This is a genomic window from Nocardioides zeae, from assembly GCF_030818655.1.
GTDB lineage: Bacteria > Actinomycetota > Actinomycetes > Propionibacteriales > Nocardioidaceae > Nocardioides > Nocardioides zeae_A.
On record NZ_JAUTAN010000001.1, the window covers coordinates 2,245,906 to 2,263,119 of the forward strand.

Annotated in this window: 20 protein-coding genes; 10 read left to right on the top strand and 10 right to left on the bottom strand. The window is 74.0% G+C overall.

Annotated features, from left to right (window positions below; translation table 11 throughout):
- The 3 genes from QE405_RS10705 to QE405_RS10715 are packed head-to-tail and all read right to left on the bottom strand — an operon-like array spanning position 1 to position 2,273.
- The gene (locus tag QE405_RS10705) at positions 1–927 is read right to left on the bottom strand and encodes an acyl-CoA thioesterase (RefSeq protein WP_307200529.1); all 927 of its coding nucleotides are present in this window, start codon (positions 925–927) and stop codon (positions 1–3) included.
- On the bottom strand, positions 924–1,412 hold the full coding sequence (locus QE405_RS10710) for a cupin domain-containing protein (protein ID WP_307200531.1): 489 nt from the start codon (positions 1,410–1,412) through the stop codon (positions 924–926). The genes QE405_RS10705 and QE405_RS10710 overlap by 4 nt, the downstream gene beginning before the upstream one ends.
- Positions 1,413–1,445: 33 nt before the next feature.
- Positions 1,446–2,273: a fumarylacetoacetate hydrolase family protein gene (locus tag QE405_RS10715; RefSeq protein ID WP_307200533.1), complete on the bottom strand. Its 828-nt coding sequence runs from the start codon at positions 2,271–2,273 to the stop codon at positions 1,446–1,448.
- A 138-nt stretch (positions 2,274–2,411) separates the two neighbouring features.
- On the opposite strand from QE405_RS10715, the gene QE405_RS10720 reads away from it, so the two are divergent.
- Positions 2,412–2,840, top strand: a complete 429-nt coding sequence (locus QE405_RS10720) for a RidA family protein (RefSeq protein ID WP_307200535.1) — start codon at positions 2,412–2,414, stop codon at positions 2,838–2,840.
- A gap of 17 nt (positions 2,841–2,857) precedes the next feature.
- On the opposite strand, the gene QE405_RS10725 is transcribed toward QE405_RS10720, so the two are convergent.
- Positions 2,858–3,727: a PaaX family transcriptional regulator gene (locus tag QE405_RS10725; RefSeq protein WP_307200537.1), complete on the bottom strand. Its 870-nt coding sequence runs from the start codon at positions 3,725–3,727 to the stop codon at positions 2,858–2,860.
- A 282-nt stretch (positions 3,728–4,009) separates the two neighbouring features.
- Here QE405_RS10725 and QE405_RS10730 point away from each other — a divergent pair, with 282 nt between their 5' ends.
- A complete protein-coding gene (locus QE405_RS10730) occupies positions 4,010–5,206 on the top strand; it encodes a C39 family peptidase (protein ID WP_307200539.1) in 1,197 nt (398 codons plus the stop codon).
- Positions 5,207–5,242: 36 nt separating this feature from the next.
- On the opposite strand, the gene QE405_RS10735 is transcribed toward QE405_RS10730, so the two are convergent.
- On the bottom strand, positions 5,243–6,862 hold the full coding sequence (locus QE405_RS10735; protein WP_307200541.1) for a molybdopterin-dependent oxidoreductase: 1,620 nt from the start codon (positions 6,860–6,862) through the stop codon (positions 5,243–5,245).
- A gap of 90 nt (positions 6,863–6,952) precedes the next feature.
- Here QE405_RS10735 and ispF point away from each other — a divergent pair, with 90 nt between their 5' ends.
- Positions 6,953–7,417, top strand: coding sequence for a 2-C-methyl-D-erythritol 2,4-cyclodiphosphate synthase (ispF, locus tag QE405_RS10740; protein ID WP_307200543.1), 465 nt, complete (start codon positions 6,953–6,955; stop codon positions 7,415–7,417).
- 55 nt (positions 7,418–7,472) lie between these two features.
- On the opposite strand, the gene QE405_RS10745 is transcribed toward ispF, so the two are convergent.
- Both QE405_RS10745 and nirD read right to left on the bottom strand, forming a co-directional pair.
- On the bottom strand, positions 7,473–8,255 hold the full coding sequence (locus tag QE405_RS10745; protein ID WP_307200545.1) for a MerR family transcriptional regulator: 783 nt from the start codon (positions 8,253–8,255) through the stop codon (positions 7,473–7,475).
- A gap of 55 nt (positions 8,256–8,310) precedes the next feature.
- A complete protein-coding gene (gene nirD, locus QE405_RS10750) occupies positions 8,311–8,694 on the bottom strand; it encodes a nitrite reductase small subunit NirD (RefSeq protein WP_307200547.1) in 384 nt (127 codons plus the stop codon).
- 158 nt (positions 8,695–8,852) lie between these two features.
- Here nirD and QE405_RS10755 point away from each other — a divergent pair, with 158 nt between their 5' ends.
- Positions 8,853–9,551 (top strand): IspD/TarI family cytidylyltransferase, encoded by a 699-nt coding sequence (locus tag QE405_RS10755; protein ID WP_307200549.1) that lies wholly within the window; start codon positions 8,853–8,855, stop codon positions 9,549–9,551.
- 1 nt (position 9,552) lies between these two features.
- On the opposite strand, the gene QE405_RS10760 is transcribed toward QE405_RS10755, so the two are convergent.
- Positions 9,553–10,149: a 2-C-methyl-D-erythritol 4-phosphate cytidylyltransferase gene (locus tag QE405_RS10760; RefSeq protein WP_307200551.1), complete on the bottom strand. Its 597-nt coding sequence runs from the start codon at positions 10,147–10,149 to the stop codon at positions 9,553–9,555.
- An 80-nt stretch (positions 10,150–10,229) separates the two neighbouring features.
- Positions 10,230–10,715 carry a CarD family transcriptional regulator gene (locus QE405_RS10765; RefSeq protein WP_163774502.1) on the bottom strand — a complete coding sequence of 162 codons (486 nt, stop codon included), beginning with the start codon at positions 10,713–10,715 and terminating at the stop codon, positions 10,230–10,232.
- A 251-nt stretch (positions 10,716–10,966) separates the two neighbouring features.
- Here QE405_RS10765 and QE405_RS10770 point away from each other — a divergent pair, with 251 nt between their 5' ends.
- The 4 genes from QE405_RS10770 to QE405_RS10785 all read left to right on the top strand — a co-directional run bounded on the left by QE405_RS10770 (position 10,967) and on the right by QE405_RS10785 (position 14,440).
- Positions 10,967–11,788 (top strand): UbiA family prenyltransferase, encoded by an 822-nt coding sequence (locus QE405_RS10770; RefSeq protein WP_307200555.1) that lies wholly within the window; start codon positions 10,967–10,969, stop codon positions 11,786–11,788.
- Positions 11,789–11,912: 124 nt separating this feature from the next.
- Complete coding sequence (locus QE405_RS10775; protein ID WP_307200557.1) at positions 11,913–12,617, top strand: hypothetical protein; 705 nt, start codon at positions 11,913–11,915, stop codon at positions 12,615–12,617.
- Between the two features lie 4 nt (positions 12,618–12,621).
- Entirely contained in the window at positions 12,622–13,365 is a 744-nt protein-coding gene (locus QE405_RS10780) for a phosphoglyceromutase (RefSeq protein ID WP_307200559.1), read from the top strand.
- 142 nt (positions 13,366–13,507) lie between these two features.
- On the top strand, positions 13,508–14,440 hold the full coding sequence (locus tag QE405_RS10785; RefSeq protein WP_307200562.1) for a hypothetical protein: 933 nt from the start codon (positions 13,508–13,510) through the stop codon (positions 14,438–14,440).
- Here the strand turns inward: QE405_RS10785 and phoU are convergent.
- A complete protein-coding gene (phoU, locus tag QE405_RS10790) occupies positions 14,427–15,080 on the bottom strand; it encodes a phosphate signaling complex protein PhoU (RefSeq protein WP_307200563.1) in 654 nt (217 codons plus the stop codon). The genes QE405_RS10785 and phoU overlap by 14 nt on opposite strands.
- Before the next feature lie 122 nt (positions 15,081–15,202).
- Between phoU and QE405_RS10795 the strand changes: the two genes are divergently transcribed.
- Positions 15,203–16,465 carry a sensor histidine kinase gene (locus QE405_RS10795; protein WP_307200565.1) on the top strand — a complete coding sequence of 421 codons (1,263 nt, stop codon included), beginning with the start codon at positions 15,203–15,205 and terminating at the stop codon, positions 16,463–16,465.
- On the top strand, positions 16,462–17,139 hold the full coding sequence (locus tag QE405_RS10800; protein WP_163774485.1) for a response regulator transcription factor: 678 nt from the start codon (positions 16,462–16,464) through the stop codon (positions 17,137–17,139). Before QE405_RS10795 ends, QE405_RS10800 begins: the two co-directional genes overlap by 4 nt.
- Positions 17,140–17,214 lie beyond the last annotated feature (75 nt).

Genomic DNA, 17,214 nt, shown 5'->3' on the forward strand with positions numbered 1-17,214 from the left:
TCACGTCCCTTGTCCTGATCGGATCATGCCCTCCTGGACGACCGTGGCCAGGTGGTCGGTGGCGGTGAAGAAGCGCCCCAGTCCGGTGCCGCGACCATCGTCGGCCGCGACCGCCTCCTGGGCATAGAGCAACCAGCCGTCGAAAGCGCCGGTCGGTGGGCGGTGGAACCACATCGCGTGGTCGAGGCTCGCCGTGACGAGCCCCGGCTGCGCCCAGGGCAGCCCGAGCGTGCGCAGCACGGGCTCGAGGATCGTGTAGTCGCAGGCGTAGGCCAGCGCCGCCAGGTCGCGCTGGGCGTCGGTCAGGCCCTCGACCGGGCGCAGCGCGTCGAACGGCCGGATCCAGATCGCCTGGTGGGGCACCTGCTCGCCCTCGACGCGCAGGTAGACCGGCCCCGGCACGTGCCGCATGTCGAAGCTCCGGCCGCCCGACCAGTAGGCCCGCGACTCCGCCGTCATGGTGGTGCCGTTCCCCGGCTCCTCCCCCGCCAGGTACGCCGCGGAGGACGGCAGCTCGTCCGGCGACGGCAGGTCGGTGGGCGGGCGGACGGCGTGGGTGCCGCCCGCCTCCCCGGCCGCGAAGCCGGCGAGGCAGACGTAGGCGACCTTGCCGTTCTGGATGCCGCGCACCTGGCGCGTCGAGTAGCCGCGGCCGTCGCGCAGGAGCTCCACCTCGTAGCGGATCTCCGCGCCGATGTCGACGGGCCGCATGAAGTAGGAGTGCATCGAGTGCATCGACTTCCCGTCCGTGACCGAGCGGGCGGCGGCCGCGGCGGCCTGCGCGACCATGTCGCCGCCGTACGCCTTCGGCCACGGGCAGGGCTGCGTGATCGCCGTGAAGGCGAGGTCGAACAGCTCCGGCTCCGTCGGCGTGAGCGTCAGGGCGTCGGTGACGATGCGCGAGGTGGGCTGCTCCGGGGCGGTCACGGGCGGTCCATCCAGTCGCGCAGGGCGGCGTCGGCGACCTGCTCGAGGTTGACGACGATGTTGTCCGGGGTGCGGCACGTCATCCACGTCAGCGGCTTGTTGCGGTCGAGGTTGCACTCGACGTGGGGCATGTACGGGGGGACGAAGACCCAGTCGCCCTCCTCCATGTCGACGTAGTCCTCGTAGCGCTCGCCGAAGTAGATGCGCGCGCGGCCCCGGAGCACGAAGCCGCCCGTCTCCGCCTCGCCGTGGTGGTGGGGCACCGAGCGGAAGCCGGCCTCGTTGCTGACCTGGCCGTACCAGATCTTCGTGGCCGGGGTGTGCTGCGGGCTCACCCCGGAGATGCGGTGGGCGCCCTCGGACTGGCCGGTGCGGCCGGTCTCGAGGCCGCCGCGGGTGACGACGGGCACGACGAGCCCGGAGGGGCCTGCGTACATCGAGTTGTCGCCCTCGAGCACGTGGTCGGCGTGGGGGTCGATGTGCATCGTTCTCCTCGGTTCTCGTCGGTTGTCGGTGGGTCAGTCGGTGAGGCGGACGGTGTTGCGGAGCACCCCGATGCCCTCGACCTCGGTCTCGACGACGTCGCCGTCGGCGAGGTACCAGGCGGGGTCGCGGGTCATGCCGATGCCACCCGGGGTGCCGGTCAGCACCACGTCACCGGGGCGGAGCACCGTGAAGGTCGAGATGTAGGCGAGCAGCTCGACGCTGTCGAAGACGAGCGTGGCCGTGCTGTCGCGCTGCACCTCGACCCCGTTCACGCGGCAGCTGATGGTGAGCCCGGCCGCCGGGTCGACCTCGTCGGGCGTCACGACCACGGGGCCGAGCGGTGTGGTGGCGTCCCACGCCTTGCCCTGGAACCACTCGAGCGTGCGGCGCTGCCAGTCGCGCACCGACACGTCGTTGGCGACGGTGTAGCCGAGCACCGCGGCGGCGGCCTCGTCCCGGCTCGCCCGGCGGAGCGGCGCCCCGACGACCACGGCGAGCTCGGCCTCCCAGTCGGCCTCGACGCCCGCCGGCAGCACCACGTCGTCGGTGGGGCCGACGAGGGTGTCGGCGTACTTCGGGAAGAGCGTCGGGAACCGCGGGCGCTCGCGGCCGGTCTCGGCGATGTGGTCGCCGTAGTTGAGGCCGCAGCAGACGACCTTCGTGGGCGCGGGCAACGGGTTGACCGGAACGGCCCCCTCGATCGCGGCGCCGACGGGCGGGGTGCTGCCGGCGGCGAGCGCGCCCGACGCCAGCAGCGTGCAGAGGTCGCCGTCGCCCAGGGCGTGCCACGTGCCGTCGCGCAGCACCGCGGCGCGGGGTTCGTGGGGCCGCGTCGGGTCGATGACGGTGGCGTAACGCATGTCGCTCTCCTGGCGGACGTTGCGGACTCGATATAGCGAGATTTGCACGACCGTCGCCAAACGTCAATAGATCGTCTAGTGTCGATCTCGACGGCACGACGACGCCGCGTCGACCGCGGCCCACCACGAGGAGGACCCATGTCCAGCAGCAGCCCCGTCGCGATCAACCCCGCGGCGCTCCCCGCGCCGAGCGGCTACTCCCACGGCACGCTCTCGGGCAACACGCTCTACCTGGGCGGGCAGACGGCCCTCGACAAGGACATGCGGATCGTCCCGGGCGGCATCGTGGAGCAGTTCCGGCAGGCCTTCTCCAACGTGCTGACGACGCTGGCGGAGGCCGGCGGCGAGCCGGGCGACCTGGTGAGCATCACGATCTTCCTCACCGACATCCCCGACTACCAGGCGCACGGCCGCGAGATCGGCGCCGTGTGGCGCGAGCTGGCCGGGGCCGTCTACCCCGCCATGGCGGGCATCGGCACCACGGCCCTCTGGCAGCCCGAGGCCCTCATCGAGATCCTCGGCGTGGCGGTCATCCCCGACGAGCGCCTGCGCGTGCCGCAGGCCTGAGCCCGGTCAGCGGCCGGTCAGCGGCCGCTGACGCGATCGCCGGCGGTCCGGCCCACGGCGAAGTCGTGGGCCGGGCCGGCGAGCAGCCGGCGCAGCTCGAAGAACGTGTCCGCGGCCCGCGTGCCGCTCCACCCCTCCGGCAGGAGCTCGCCCGGCAGGCCCGGGTCGAGGTAGGGGAACCGCCGCCACGCCGTGAGCGCGCGGACGTAGTCGGCGAAGGCCGCACCGTCGGCGCCCGACGGCTCACCCCCCGCCTGCCACCGCTCGAGGACGGGTGCCTGCGCCGCGAGGAAGTCGCGGTAGAGCCCGTCGAGCGCGTCGAGGTCCCACCAGTGCGCGACCTTGTCGACCGTCGCCCCGAACCCCAGGTGGTCGGCGCGGAACAGGTCCACGTAGGTGTCCAGCCCCTCGGCCGCGAGCACCTCGCGGGTGTCGTCCACGAGGTGGCCCGGGGCGATCCACACCCCGGCCGTCACCGTGCCGAAGCCGAGCCACGTCAGCCGGGCCCGCAGCGCGTGCCGCTTCTGGCGCTCCGACTCGGGCACCGAGAAGACCGCCACCACCCAGTCGACGTCGTCGTTCGTCGGTCGGTCGAAGATGCGGCGGTCACCCGCGCCGAGCACGTCCCGGGCGTAGGGCGAGAGCGCGTAGCCCGCCGCGCTCCCCCGCCGCTCGCTCTCGAGGATGCCGCGGCGCTTGAGCCGCGAGACCGAGGAGCGCACGGACTGCGCGTCGACGCCCAGTTCGGCCATGAGCACGATGAGGTCGCTGACGCTCATCCAGCCGCCGAGTTCCCGGGCGTAGAGGCCGTAGATCGTCACGATGAGCGAGCGCGGCGGTGCGTCCGCCCCCGGGGAGACGTCGGCCCCCTGCTCCTCGTCGATCACGCGGCCGAACCTACCGCGCCCCCGCCCCTCCTCCCCGCCCCTCCCGGGTCGTGGTGCCAGGCCGTCACTTCTCGCAGGGCTCACACCACGACCCGGGTGGGTGAGTCGTCCCACGTGTCTCTCCCGCAACTCCTGACACGGGCGTCACCGCGTCGTACGCTCGAGCGGTGAGCGAGCACACCCTCCCCGCCGAGCCCACCGACAAGCCCGCCGCGACGCGGCGCACCCTGCTGCGACTGCCGGCCGTGGCCGTCGGCGGTGCGGCGGTCGCGTCCGCGACCGGTGTCCTGCCCGGGCTCACCGCGCCCGCCTCCGCGGACTCGACGCGCCAGATCATGTGGCGCGCCTGGGAGGGCTCCCGCCTCCTGCGCAACGGCACGTTTCGACCGCACCGCGATCGACTCGTCGGGCCGCCTCGTCGTCGCCAACCCGCGCCTCAAGGCCACGCTCAACGGCAAGACCTACGAGGGGGGCGCCTGGCACTCGCCGTGGGTCTCCGAGGGCTTCGGCTTCACCCAGCTCATCGCCTCGTGGAAGGCCACGACGCCCGGCGACACGTTCATCGACGTGCACGTCCGCGGGCGGGACGCCTCCGGGCGCACGACGAGCTGGGACACGCTCGCCCGGTGGGCCGCGTGGGACAACCGCGTGAAGCGCACCAGCTCGGGCCGCCAGACCGACGACCTCGCGTTCGTCGACGTCGACACCTGGAAGACGCACAGCACGACGGGGCTGCGGCAGTACCAGCTGCAGGTCGTGCTCTACCGCGCCCGCGGCATCGCCGGCACCCCGACCGTCAGCTCCATCGGCGCCATGACCTCGCGCGTGCCCACCACCTTCACGCGCGCCTCCGCGCCGCGGGGCATCACGAAGACGCTCGACGTCCCCCGGTACTCCCAGATGGTCCACTCGGGCCACTACCCGCAGTACGGCGCGGGCGGCGAGGCCTGGTGCTCCCCGACGTCGGTCGCGATGGTGCTGGGCTACTACGACGCGCTCCCCCCGGCCAACGAGCGGGCCTGGGTGCCGGCCGGCCACCCCGACCCGTGGGTCGACCACGTGGCGCGGAACGTGTACGACAACGCGTACCAGGGCTGCGGCAACTGGCCGTTCAACACGGCCTACGCCAACCAGCGCGTGCACAGCGCCTTCGTGACCCGCCTGCGCAACCTGCGCGAGGCGGAGGAGTTCATCGCCTACGACATCCCGCTCATCGCCTCCGTCAGCTTCGCCCGCGGCGAGCTCGACGGCGCGCCGATCAGCGCGACCAACGGCCACCTGCTCGTCATCGTCGGCTTCACGCCCGAGGGGGACGTGATCGTCAACGACCCCGCCGCGTCGAAGAACTCCGGGGTGCGGCGCATCTACCAGCGGGCGCAGTTCGAGCGGGCGTGGCTGCCGCGCTCGGGCGGCCTGGTCTACGTGATCCGCGACGCCGCCCACCCGGTGCCGCCGCGGGGCACGCGCCGCAACTGGTGACCGGCTGCTGAGCGGCTGCTGAGCGGCTGGTGAGCCTCAGCCCTCGTCGTCGGCGTCCGCGTCGACGGTGAGGACGACCTCGTGGAGGCCGGTCGTGCCGGCACCGTCGTCGAGCGGTCCCGGCTCCTGCTGCGTGCCCACCCGGTCGCGGGCGCGCACCCGCACGCGGTGCTCGCCCGGCTCCAGGTCGAGCGTCGCGCTCCACTGCGCCCAGGCGTCGTGCTCACGCGCGACGCCGAGGTTCGCGAGCCGCCAGCCGTCGTCGTCGACCGCGATCTCCACGGCGCCGACCCCGATGGGCGGCGCCCAGGCGACGCCCCCGATCGTCACGCCACCCGGCGGCACCGTGGTGCCGTCCTCCGGCACGTCGATGCGCGCCCCGATCCGCACGGGTGCCTGGAGCGGCCGGTCGGCGAAGTCCTCCGCGACGGTCTCGAGCCGGGTGACCTCCCACTCGACCACCCACTTGCAGGCCGACACCCCGCCGTAGAGGCCCGGCACCAGCGTGCGCGCCGGGAAGCCGTGCTCGAGCGGCAGCGCCTCGCCGTTCATCGCGAAGGCGAGCAGCGCGCGCCGACCGGGGTCGCCGAGCACCTGGGTGGTCGTCACGCAGCGCCAGCCGTCGGCGCCGGTCTGCACGACCGCGTCGGCGCCCGTGAGCACGCCGGCGCGCGCCAGCAGCGCGCTCGTCGGCACGCCGGACCACCAGGCGTTGCCCACCTGCTCGCCGCCCACCTCGTAGGTGAGCCCCACGAGCGACGCCCACTGCTCGCGCACGCTCATCTCGATGAGCTCCCCGTAGGTGACGACCACCTCGCGCTCGACCTCGCCGTGGATGCGGAGCGTCCAGTCCTCGGCCGCGATCGTCGGCACCACCACCGCCTGGTCGACGCGGTAGAACTCGGTCGCCGGCGTCGTCCACGGGGCGACGCCCTCGACGCCGACGCCGACGCCCGCCGGCTCGGTCGGCGGGGTCACCATCGTCAGCCGCAGCAGCTGGCGACCCTGCTCGACCGCGCGACGGCCCCGGCCGACGATCTCGCCCACCACTGCCGCGGCCACCCCGGCCAGCGCCACGCCGGCCGCGGCGCCGACGAAGGTGCGGCGGGTCGTCGCGGGGACGACACCCGACGCCGGGTCCGGCTCCTGGTCCGGCTCCTGGTCCGGTTCCCCGGGCACCCCGTGGCGCCGCAGCACCCCGGCGAGCAGGACGAGCCCGGCCGCGAAGCCCAGGCTGCCGGCCGCCACCGGCGCCAGCTCGAGGAGGGAGGGCTCGGGACGCAGCAGCACCGAGACCGCACCGAGGGCCAGCACCACCGCGCCGACGACGGCCGGGCGGCGCCACCCCCGCGCCGCCCCCACGCCGGCGACCGCCGCGAGCACGACGAGCAGCACGACGAGCACCAGCACGAGGGGGACGCCGGTCAGGAACGGGACGATGTCGATGCCGTCGCGGATGACGAACTCCGACGGCAGCACGACGGTCATGGCCTCGCGCGCGCCGACGACCGGGCCGAGGTGGAGCGTGAGGGCGCCGGCGGCGAGCTCGCCGAGCCCGGCCCCGAGGACCGCTGCGGCGACGCCCGCGGACGCCCAGAGCAGGCGCCCGGGCAGCAGGCGCGGCGGGGCGTCGTCGCTCACCCGCGCCTCGCTCACCGCTGTCCCTCCCGATCGGTCCGGCATGATTCTCCCGTGACCGTACCGGGCCCCACCCCCACCCCTCCGACCCCCTCCACCGTCCCGCGCGTGGGGGTCGGCACGGACGTCCACCGCTTCGCCGAGGGCCGCCCGATGCACCTCGCCGGGCTCCACTTCCCCGACGAGCCGCAGGGCCTCGAGGGTCACTCCGACGCCGACGTGGCGGCGCACGCGGCCTGCGACGCGCTGCTCTCGGCCTGCGGCCTCGGCGACCTCGGCAGCAACTTCGGCACGTCCGCCCCCGAGTGGGCCGGCGCAGCGGGGGTCGCGCTGCTCGCCGAGACCGTACGGCGCGTGCACGCCGCCGGCTACCTCGTCGGCAACGTCGCGGTGCAGGTCATCGGCAACCGCCCGCGGCTGGGCCCCCGGCGCGCCGAGGCCGAGGGCGTGCTCTCGGCGGTCGCCGGTGCGCCCGTCACCCTGTCGGCCACGACCACCGACGGGCTCGGCCTGACGGGACGCGGCGAGGGCGTCGCGGCGATCGCCACCGCCCTCGTCGTACCGGCGCCCTGAGTCGTGGCCCCAGCGCCACGGATCACGGCCCGGTGGGGCCACGACCCGCGGCGGGTCAGTCGGGGGTGCCGCCCTCGCCGAAGAGACGCTGCGCCTGCTCGCCCGTGAGCTGGCCGAGCTCGGCGGCGAGCACCTTCTCGATCGAGCGGGCCAGCTCGTAGCGGAACGACGCCAGCACGGCCTGGCTGACGACCGGGAGCAGCGCCTCGATGCTGGACACGAGCACCGGCCACTGGTCCTCGGGCATGCCCTCGTCGAGGAACCGCTGCCAGACGTCGTCGCGGAAGGCACCCACGTAGGCCTCCGCCATGTGGCCGAGCTGCGCGGCCGCCTGGTCGAAGAGGTCGAGCACCCGCTCCTTGCCGAGCCCCATCCGCATCGCCTGCGCGCCCGCGCGCACCAGGGCGGGACGCAGCATCCGCACCGTGTCGGGATCGACCCGCACGAGCAGGCCCCGGTCGGCGAGCGCCGCCACGAAGTCCTCGTCGTGCTCGATGCCGGCGAGCTCCGCCAGCGCCTGCACCGAGCTCTCCTCGGGCTCCACGGCGCCGCCGATGGGCCGCGTCAGCAACGTCAGCAGGTCGAGGGCGTGGCTCTCGGGCACCTGGGGGTTCTCGGCGAGCGCCTTCTCGACGGCGTTGAGCGTGTACCCCCGGTCGAGGAGGTCGCGCACGAGCGAGAGCCGGGCGGCGTGGTCCTCGTTGTAGTAGCCCTTGCGACCGATGAGGCGCGGGGCCGCGATGAGGCCACGGGTCGCGTACGCGCGAACGTTCCGCACGGTCATCCCGACCCGTGCGGCCAGCTCGTCGATCGTCATCTCGCCACGGCGTCCACTCATCGCCCGCCCATCATCGCAGGCGGGCCCCACCAGCACCGTCATCGGCGCTCGCCGCTCACCCGGTGCGGCGTGCCGGGGGCTGCCCGCCCTCCGGGCGGGCGTCCTGCTTGCGGGCCCCGACGAGCACGACGCCCTCGACGACCTGCACCTCGTACGCCGGCACGCCGACGGTCTCGTCCTCGAGGCAGCGACCGTTGCGCAGGTCGAACGAGTGGCGGTGGACGGGGGACGCCACGAAGGGCACCCCGTCACGCGACCCGACGATGCCGCGCGACATCACGGAGGCGTGCGCGAAGGGGTCGTGGTTGCCCAGCGCGTGGACGGTGTCGTCCGGGAGGCGGAACAGCGCGACCGCCTGGCCGTGCACGAGCGCCGTCGCCCCGCGCTCGACCTCGAGCTCGACCACGCGGCAGACCGGTCGCCACTCCTGCCCGCCCATGGGTCGTCCCTTCGCCGGCCGGACCTCGCACGCGGTCACGGCACCGGTGCGTGAGCGAGGCCCGAGAACTCGCTGGTGCCGTGGAAACTAGGCTGCGCGTGTTGACGTGGCGTGACGCCGTGTAACGCCCGTGAAAATCGTCCGCCCGAGGAGGGCCGTTGAGCTCCGCCATCGTCCTGCTCGCCGCCGGTTCGGGAACCCGCGTCGGCGCGGGCACCAACAAGGTGCTGCTGCCGCTGGCCGGCGTCCCCGTGCTCGTGCGCTCCCTGCGCACCGCGCTCGCCGTGCCGGACGTCGCCGCGCTCGTCGTGGTCGTGCGTCCCGGCGACGAGGCCGAGGTCGCGGAGCTGCTCGGGCCGGAGCTCGGCGAGCGCGAGGTCCGGCTCGTCGTGGGCGGCGCGACCCGGCACGCCTCGGAGACCGCCGCCCTCGCCGCGCTGGCCGACCTGGCCGACGACCTCGACGTCGTCGCCCTCCACGACGCGGCGCGACCGCTCGCCACCGTGGACCTCTACGAGCGGGCCGTCGCCGCCGCCCGCGAGCACGGCGGCGGCGTGCCGGCCGCGCCGGTCCCCCCGCTCGTGCGACGCGGCGGCGGCCCCGTGCCCGGTGTCGGTCGCGGAGCCCGTGCGGTGGGCGTGCAGACGCCCCAGGCGTTCCGGGCGACCGAGCTCCTGGCGGCCTACCGGTGGGCGGCCACGCACGAGTTCGACGGCACCGACACGGCAGCCTGCGTGGACGCGTGGGCGGGCGCGACGGGCGTGGACCTGCGCCTCGTGGCGGTCGACTCGACGGCCCCCAACCTCAAGGTGACCTACGCCGAGGACCTCCGCGTCGCGGCGGCGCTGCTCGACTGAGTCAGCGCTCCGTGAGCGCCTCGAGCGCCCGCACGTCGTCGGTGGACAGCACGCGGCGCGCGGCGGCGGGCACCTCGACGAGCTCCACGGGGTAGCGCGCCTGCAGCACCGTCACGAGCGCCGCGAAGTCCAGGCTCGGCAGCCGCTCCAGGTCGGCGACCACGCCGGCGGGGAGCACGACCGGCGACGCGACCGCGGCGAGCGTGTCCCGGTCGAGGGTCTCGCCGAGCTCGCCGTCGCGCACGAGCTTGACGGTGTCGGTCACGGGCCGCACGCCCACGACCACCACGTCGGCGGCCACGGAGCGACGCACGAGGGCCGCGATCGTGCCCGGGTCCAGCAGCGGGCAGAGGGCGTCGTGCAGCACGAACGGCTGCTCCGACTCCTGCACGTCCGCCCACGGCGTGCCGAGCGCGACGGCCTCCACCCCGGCCGCACCGAGGGCCCACGCCGCGGCGGCGACCAGCGACTCGCCGTGGACCAGCGCGAAGGGCAGCGACCCGCGCCCCTCCTCCACGACGGCGCCCAGCACCGGTTCGTCGAGGGCGTCCACCTCGTCGTACGGGTCCGGGAGGTCGGGCGGCAGCACAGCACTCACGTCGCGAACCTAGTGCAGACGCAGCGGACCCCGGGAACCGTGGGGTTCCCGGGGTCCGGGGGCTGTGCTGGAGCGCTGCGTCAGGAGGCGAGCACGTCGTCCAGGATCGTCTCGGCCTTGTCCTCGTTGGTGCTCTCCGCGAGGGCGAGCTCGGAGACGAGGATCTGGCGGGCCTTCGCCAGCATCCGCTTCTCGCCGGCCGACAGGCCGCGGTCCCGCTCACGACGCCACAGGTCACGCACGACCTCGGCGACCTTCATGACGTCGCCGGAGTGCAGCTTCTCGAGGTTCGCCTTGTAGCGACGCGACCAGTTGGTCGGCTCCTCGACCTGGTCGGCACGGAGGACGTCGAACACGCGGTCGAGGCCCTCCTTGTCCACCACGTCCCGGACACCCACGAGGTCGAGGTTGCACGCCGGCACCCTCACCACGAGGTCCTGCTGGGCAACGATCCGCAGCACCAGGTACTGCCGGTCCTCTCCCTTGATCTTCCGCATCTCGATGTCCTCGATGACTGCGGCCCCGTGATTGGGATAGACGACCGTTTCGCCGACGGTGAAAGTCATATGTCAGGTTCCCCTTCCTCGACTGCCTAGTCTAACACGGCTCTCATCCCCCTCTCAGGCGCGTTTGCGCAGGTCAGGACGCCCGCAGAGGGTTGACAAGAGCACAGAACCTGTGCCCGGCCCGCCGCAAGACGTCCGGTCGCGAGGGGTCCGGGACGGACGACCGGCCCCCGACGACGGCGCCCCGGCCGGTCGTCACCGGGCGTCCGGACCCCTCGCGGACCGGGGCCGCGTGACCGATACTGCGGGGCATGGCCGCTACGACGGAGGCCGAGACGCACGAGCGCTCGGACGACACCCCGGACGACGACTCGACCCCTGCCGCCGCCCCCGAGACCGGGGCCGGCCGGCGGCGGCTGCGCCTCCCCGGCGGGGTACGTCGCGCGCTCGCCCTCGTCGTCGCCGCGCACCCCCGACAGCTCGTCGTCACGGCGGGAGCGGTCGCCCTCGCCGCCTTCGTGGGCGGCCGTCCGATGAGCGAGGTGGGCCTCGTGGCCCTGACCGTGGCGCTCGGCCAGGCCATCCTGGGCTGGCACAACGACATCGTCGACCGCCAGGTCGACACCGCCGCCGGGCGCACCGACAAGCCACTGGCCACGGGGGTCCTCGAGCCCGGCACGGTGTGGTTCGCCATCGCGACCGCGACCCTCGCGCTCGTCCCGGTGGCGGTGGCGAACGGGCTGGTCGCCGCCGCGGCGTACGTCGTGGGTCTCGGCATCGCCCTGGTCGGCAACCTGGTCCTGCGGGGCGGGGTGCTGTCGTGGCTGCCGTGGGCGCTGTCGTTCGCGACCTACCCCGTGTTCCTGTCCTACGGCGGCCTCGGCGGCCAGCACCAGGGCGAGCCGCCCGTGGTCGAGATGGTCGCGCTGGCGGCGCTCCTCGGCGTCTGCGTGCACGTGCTCCGGGCGCTCCCGGGACTGGTGCAGGACAACCGCGACGGCCGCCGCCACCTCCCGCTGCGCGTCGCCGTCCGGACCGGGGCGACGCGCCTCCTGCTGCTCGCGAGCGTCGCCACCGCAGCCGTGCTCGCCGGCATCGCGATCACCGCCGCCACCGTCGGCCTGACGCGCTGACACCTCCGGTGGACCCCGTGAGCGACCCGACCCCCGCCCCGGCGGCCGCGAACGCTAGGCTCAGCCCCGCTCGTGGTCTGCCGCGAGCGCCCTCGCCCATCGCCGATCGACGAAGGTAACCACGATGCAGCGCAGCACCTTCTCCCCCGCCTCCGCGCGCGGCCGCCGCCGTGCGGGACTCCTGCTCGCCGGTGCGGTCCTGGCCGTGCCCGCGCTCACCGGGTGTTCCAAGCTGACCGGCTTCGACGTGGAGACGGACCGGCCCTACGTCCCGGCCCACGGTGCCAACTACCGCGTGGCGTCGCTGGACGCTCCCGTCGCGGTCACCGGCGTCGTCATCGTCTCGGGCCAGGACGGCAGCGGCACGCTGATCGCGACCTTCGTCAACAAGACGATCGACCCGGCGGAGACGCCGACGATCACCACGGAGGCCGTCAGCCTCGACGGCTACGAGCCGACCTCGCTGCGCGGCAACGAGATGGTGAACCTCGCCTCCGACGAGGCGGTCGCAGAGTACGCGCCGATCATCGTCGAGGGCGACCTCATCGCGCCGGGCGCCTCGATCCCGTTCACCTTCGGCGAGGGCGACGTGGCACGCGAGCTGTGGGTGCCGGTGGTCCCCAACGAGCCCCGCGAGATCGAGCCGGCCGTCGGCGAGCACCACGAGGGCGAGGAGGGCGAGGAGGGCGAGCACGAGGGCGGCCTCGGCGACGCCGTCACCATCCCGACCTGGTGGGAGGGCCTCGACCGCAGCACGGAGCCGCAGGCCGCGCGCCCCACCGTCACCCCCGACGCCGGCACCGGCGCCGACGAGAGCTCCGAGGGCTGATCCGATGACCTACACCCTGGTCCTGCTCCGCCACGGCGAGAGCGAGTGGAACGCCAAGAACCTCTTCACCGGCTGGGTGGACGTGGCGCTGACCGAGAAGGGCCGCGGCGAGGCGGTCCGTGGCGGCGAGCTGCTGCGCGAGGCGGGCGTGCTCCCCGACGTCGTGCACACGTCGCTCCAGCGCCGCGCCATCAACACCGCGGCGCTCGCGCTCGACGCGGCCGACCGGCACTGGATCCCCGTCCGCCGCTCGTGGCGCCTCAACGAGCGCCACTACGGCGCCCTCCAGGGCAAGGACAAGAAGCAGACCCTGGAGCAGTACGGCGAGGAGCAGTTCATGCTCTGGCGCCGCAGCTTCGACGTGCCGCCGCCGCCGATCGACCCCGACGACGAGTTCTCGCAGAGCGACGACCCGCGCTACGCCGACCTCGGCGACGAGGCGCCCCGCACGGAGTGCCTGAAGGACGTCATCGCCCGTCTGCTGCCCTACTGGGAGTCCGACGTCGTCGCCGACCTGCGGTCCGGCAAGACGGTGCTCGTCGCCGCGCACGGCAACAGCCTCCGCGCGATCGTCAAGCACCTCGACGGGATCTCCGACGACGACATCGCGGGGCTCAACATCCCGACCGGCATGCCGCTGGTCTACCGCCTCGACGACGACCTGCGTCCGACGGTCCCCGGTGGCGAGTACCTCGACCCCGAGGCCGCCGCCGCAGCCGCCGCCGCGGTCGCCAACCAGGGGCGCTGACCCCCGACCCGCACGCCGCACCACCTCGAAGGGCCCGGAACCATCCGGGCCCTTCGTCGTTCCCGACCGCCGAGGGCCGCACTACCCTGGGGCGCTCGAGGTCGCCGTACCCCCTGGCGACCGCCGACGCCGAGGAGAGGACGTGTCGCTGGCCGCCGTCGAGCCCGATCGCCCCGAGGAGTTCGCGCCCGCCCTGCGGGCCGCGGTCGACGCGAGCGGACTCGGCCTCGAGAGCATCCAGCGGCGTCTCGCGCAGCGGGGCGTGCGCATCAGCGTCGCGACCCTGAGCTACTGGCAGACCGGGGCCCGCACCCCGGGTCGCCGGGCGTCGCTCGAGGTCGTCGCCCAGCTGGAGCACCTGCTCGAGGTGCCGCGCGGCTCGCTCGTGGCGCTCGTGCCGCCGCCCCGTCCGCGGGGCCCGGTGCAGCGGCGCACCGACGAGGTCACCGTGCCGCGGTTCACCGAGCGGGAGGCCGTACGGCGCGTGACCGAGGCCGTCGAGAACCCCGACAGCCTGCTGCTCGGGCGCCTGTCGCACCACGACGACGTCGTCATCGGGTCCGACCGCCGGCTGGCCGCGGCCCGCACGCGGATCGTCGGCCGGGCGGAGGCAGACGGGCTCACCGGCATGGGCATCACCCAGTTCCTCGACGACCGCACGGCCGGTACGCCGGGGCTCACCGTGCGCGCCGGGGGGCAGGTCGTGCACGAGGTGCTCGACGCCGACCACCGGGTGGTCGGGGTGGCGCTGCGCTACGACGAGCCGCTGCAGCGGGGCGACAGCGTGCTCATCGACTACGAGCTGACGACCGACGGGCGCGGCCCGCGGGACTCCTCCTACGACGCGAGCTGCAGCCTCGCGGTGCGGGAGTACGTGCTCAGCGTGCAGTTCGACCCCGACGACCTGCCGAGCCGGTGCGAGGCCTACCAGCTGCAGCGGGACGGCACCCCGGTGCGTCCGCGCCGCCGCATCCGGCTCGACCGCCGCGGTCAGGCGCTGCTCGTCGCGCTGGACTGCCCGCCCGGGACGATCGGCATGGCGTGGGAGTGGGACGCCCCGCTCAGCGGGCGTTGACGGGCTGCTCCCCCGTCACCACGAACACGACCCGGTTGGCGACCGAGACGGCGTGGTCGGCGATCCGCTCGTAGTAGCGCCCCAGCAGGGCGAGGTCGACGGCGGCCTCGATCCCGTGCGGCCAGTCCTCCTTGAGCATCGCGGAGAACGTGTCCCGGCGCAGCTGGTCCATCTCGTCGTCGATGAGCACGAGGTCGGCCGCGGCGCTGGCGTCGCGGTTGGCGATGACGTCCTGCACGCGGGCGGTCATGGTCGTCGCCACGGTCGCCATGCGCCGCAGCGTCGGACGCACCGACTCGGGCACGGCGATCTCGGGGACGCGCAGGCGGGCGATCTTGGCGACGTGGACGGCCAGGTCGCCCATGCGCTCGATCTCCGCGACCATACGCAGGGCCGCGACGACGACGCGGAGGTCGCCCGCGACGGGCGCCTGGAGGGAGAGCAGGGAGAACGCCTTCTCCTCGACCACCTCGCGGAGCAGGTCGATCTCGCGGTCGCCCGAGATGACGTCCTCCGCGACGGCGACGTCGCCCTCGAGGAGGGCGACGGTCGCCTGGCCGACCGAGTGACGGGCGAGGCCGGCCATCGTGGCCAGGTCGTCGAACAGCGCGTCGAGCTGCTCGTGGAAGAGTTCACGCATGAGCGGGACGCTACGCGTCGGCGGCACCCCGCGGCGCCCGTGGCGTGAACGACCGGTGAACAGTCCCCTGCTGCGCGTCTTCGTGGTCAGGGGCACCGAAACGCGCCACGTACGATCGGCGGGTGGACCCGACGACCCAGGCCTTCGTGGCGGCGCTGCTCGGCGCCCTCGTCGCGGGCTCGGCCGTCTTCGCCTGGCACGTGAGCGACCGGCTGCAGCGCGCCGCGCCGCCCGTCGAGGAGGCGCGCCTGCCTCCCGGCGTCGCCAACGTGCTCTCGGTGCTCCGCAGCAGCGCGGTCGTCGTGGACGAGGACGGCACCGTCCTCAAGGCCTCCGCCCCGACGTACGCGCTCGGGCTGGTGCGCGGCCGTGAGCTCGTCGACCCGGTGCTGTGCTCGATGATCGACGACGTGCGTCGCGACGGGCAGATCCGCGAGCAGGAGATCTCGATGACGCGGCCGGGCTACCCGACGCGCACCGTCGTCGCGCGCGTCGCGCCGCTGCGCTCCCGCCTCGTGCTGGCGCTCATCGAGGACCGCACGCGCGAGCACCGCGTCGAGGCCGTACGACGCGACTTCGTCGCCAACGTCAGCCACGAGCTCAAGACGCCCGTGGGCGCGATCCGGCTGCTGTCCGACGCCGTCGTCGAGGCCTCGGACGACCCGGAGGCGGTCGAGCGGTTCGCCATGCGCATGAAGAAGGAGAGCGAACGGCTCTCCGTGCTCGTGCAGCAGATCATCGAGCTGTCCCGGCTCCAGGGCGACGACCCCCTCGAGCAGGCCGACCCGGTGTCGGTCGAGGACGTCATCGAGACCGCCATCGACACGAGCTCCATCGACGCCAGCGCGCGCTCGGTGACCCTCTCCGTGCAGTGCGACAGCGACCTCGTCGTGCTCGGCAACGAGGGGCAGATCGCGATGGCCGTGGGCAACCTGGTCAAGAACGCCGTGACCTACAGCCCCACCGGCGCGACCGTCGCGGTGACCGCCCGCAGCCTCGACTCCTTCGTGGAGATCGCGGTCACCGACCAGGGCATCGGCATCCCCGCCGCCGACATCGAGCGCATCTTCGAGCGCTTCTACCGCGTCGACCCGGCGCGGCACCGCTCGACGGGCGGCACCGGTCTCGGCCTCTCCATCGTCAAGCACATCGCCGCCGTGCACGGTGGCGAGGTGCGGGTGTGGTCGGTGGAGGGCCAGGGCTCCACGTTCCGCCTGCGCCTGCCCCGCAGCCACGACCTGCCCGACGAGGACGAGGCGCTGGTCGCGCCCCCGGTGTCGCGCGCCCCCGAAGAGCCCCGCGCGCTCGTGTCGACGTCCCCGTCGTCCGAGTCGCGCGCCACCCCCCCGGCCCTCGCGGCCCAGCACCAGGAGGAACGCCCGTGACGCGGGTACTCGTCGTCGAGGACGAAGAGAGCTACAGCGATGCGCTCGCCTACATGCTCCGCAAGGAAGGGTTCGAGGTGGCCATCGCCGCCGACGGGAACACCGCACTGACGGAGTTCGACCGCAACGGCGCCGACATCGTGCTCCTCGACCTCATGCTCCCCGGCATCCCCGGCACGGAGGTCTGCCGCCAGATCCGGCAGACGTCGAGCGTGCCGGTCATCATGGTCAGCGCGAAGGACGACGAGGTCGACAAGGTCGTCGGTCTCGAGCTCGGTGCGGACGACTACGTGACGAAGCCCTACTCGCCCCGCGAGCTGGTGGCGCGGATCCGCGCCGTACTGCGTCGGGGGGCGGAGCCCGACCTGTCCCCCAGCACGCTGGAGGCCGGGCCGGTCCGCATGGACGTCGAGCGCCACGTCGTCACCGTGGACGGCAACGAGCAGCGGCTGCCGCTCAAGGAGTTCGAGCTCCTCGAGATGTTCCTCCGGAACCCGGGCCGCGTGCTGACCCGCGGGCAGCTGATCGACCGCGTCTGGGGCTCCGACTACGTCGGCGACACCAAGACGCTCGACGTGCACGTGAAGCGGCTGCGGGCGAAGCTGGAGCCGGACCCGAGCGAGCCGAAGTACCTGGTGACGGTGCGCGGGCTGGGCTACAAGCTCGACCTCTGAGGCGGGTCCGGCGACGCCGGGATCGTCGCGCGGCAGGGGTTCGACGGAGCCTGGCGCGAAACTCGGTGCCGTCCT

Coding starts and splice junctions, on each gene's coding strand:
- QE405_RS10710 (WP_307200531.1), bottom strand. CDS start 1,412: ATGCACATCGACCCCCACGCCGACCACGTGCTCGAGGGCGACAACTCG.
- QE405_RS10715 (WP_307200533.1), bottom strand. CDS start 2,273: ATGCGTTACGCCACCGTCATCGACCCGACGCGGCCCCACGAACCCCGC.
- QE405_RS10720 (WP_307200535.1), top strand. CDS start 2,412: ATGTCCAGCAGCAGCCCCGTCGCGATCAACCCCGCGGCGCTCCCCGCG.
- QE405_RS10745 (WP_307200545.1), bottom strand. CDS start 8,255: ATGAGTGGACGCCGTGGCGAGATGACGATCGACGAGCTGGCCGCACGG.
- nirD (WP_307200547.1), bottom strand. CDS start 8,694: ATGGGCGGGCAGGAGTGGCGACCGGTCTGCCGCGTGGTCGAGCTCGAG.
- QE405_RS10765 (WP_163774502.1), bottom strand. CDS start 10,715: ATGACTTTCACCGTCGGCGAAACGGTCGTCTATCCCAATCACGGGGCC.
- QE405_RS10770 (WP_307200555.1), top strand. CDS start 10,967: ATGGCCGCTACGACGGAGGCCGAGACGCACGAGCGCTCGGACGACACC.
- QE405_RS10775 (WP_307200557.1), top strand. CDS start 11,913: ATGCAGCGCAGCACCTTCTCCCCCGCCTCCGCGCGCGGCCGCCGCCGT.
- QE405_RS10780 (WP_307200559.1), top strand. CDS start 12,622: ATGACCTACACCCTGGTCCTGCTCCGCCACGGCGAGAGCGAGTGGAAC.
- phoU (WP_307200563.1), bottom strand. CDS start 15,080: ATGCGTGAACTCTTCCACGAGCAGCTCGACGCGCTGTTCGACGACCTG.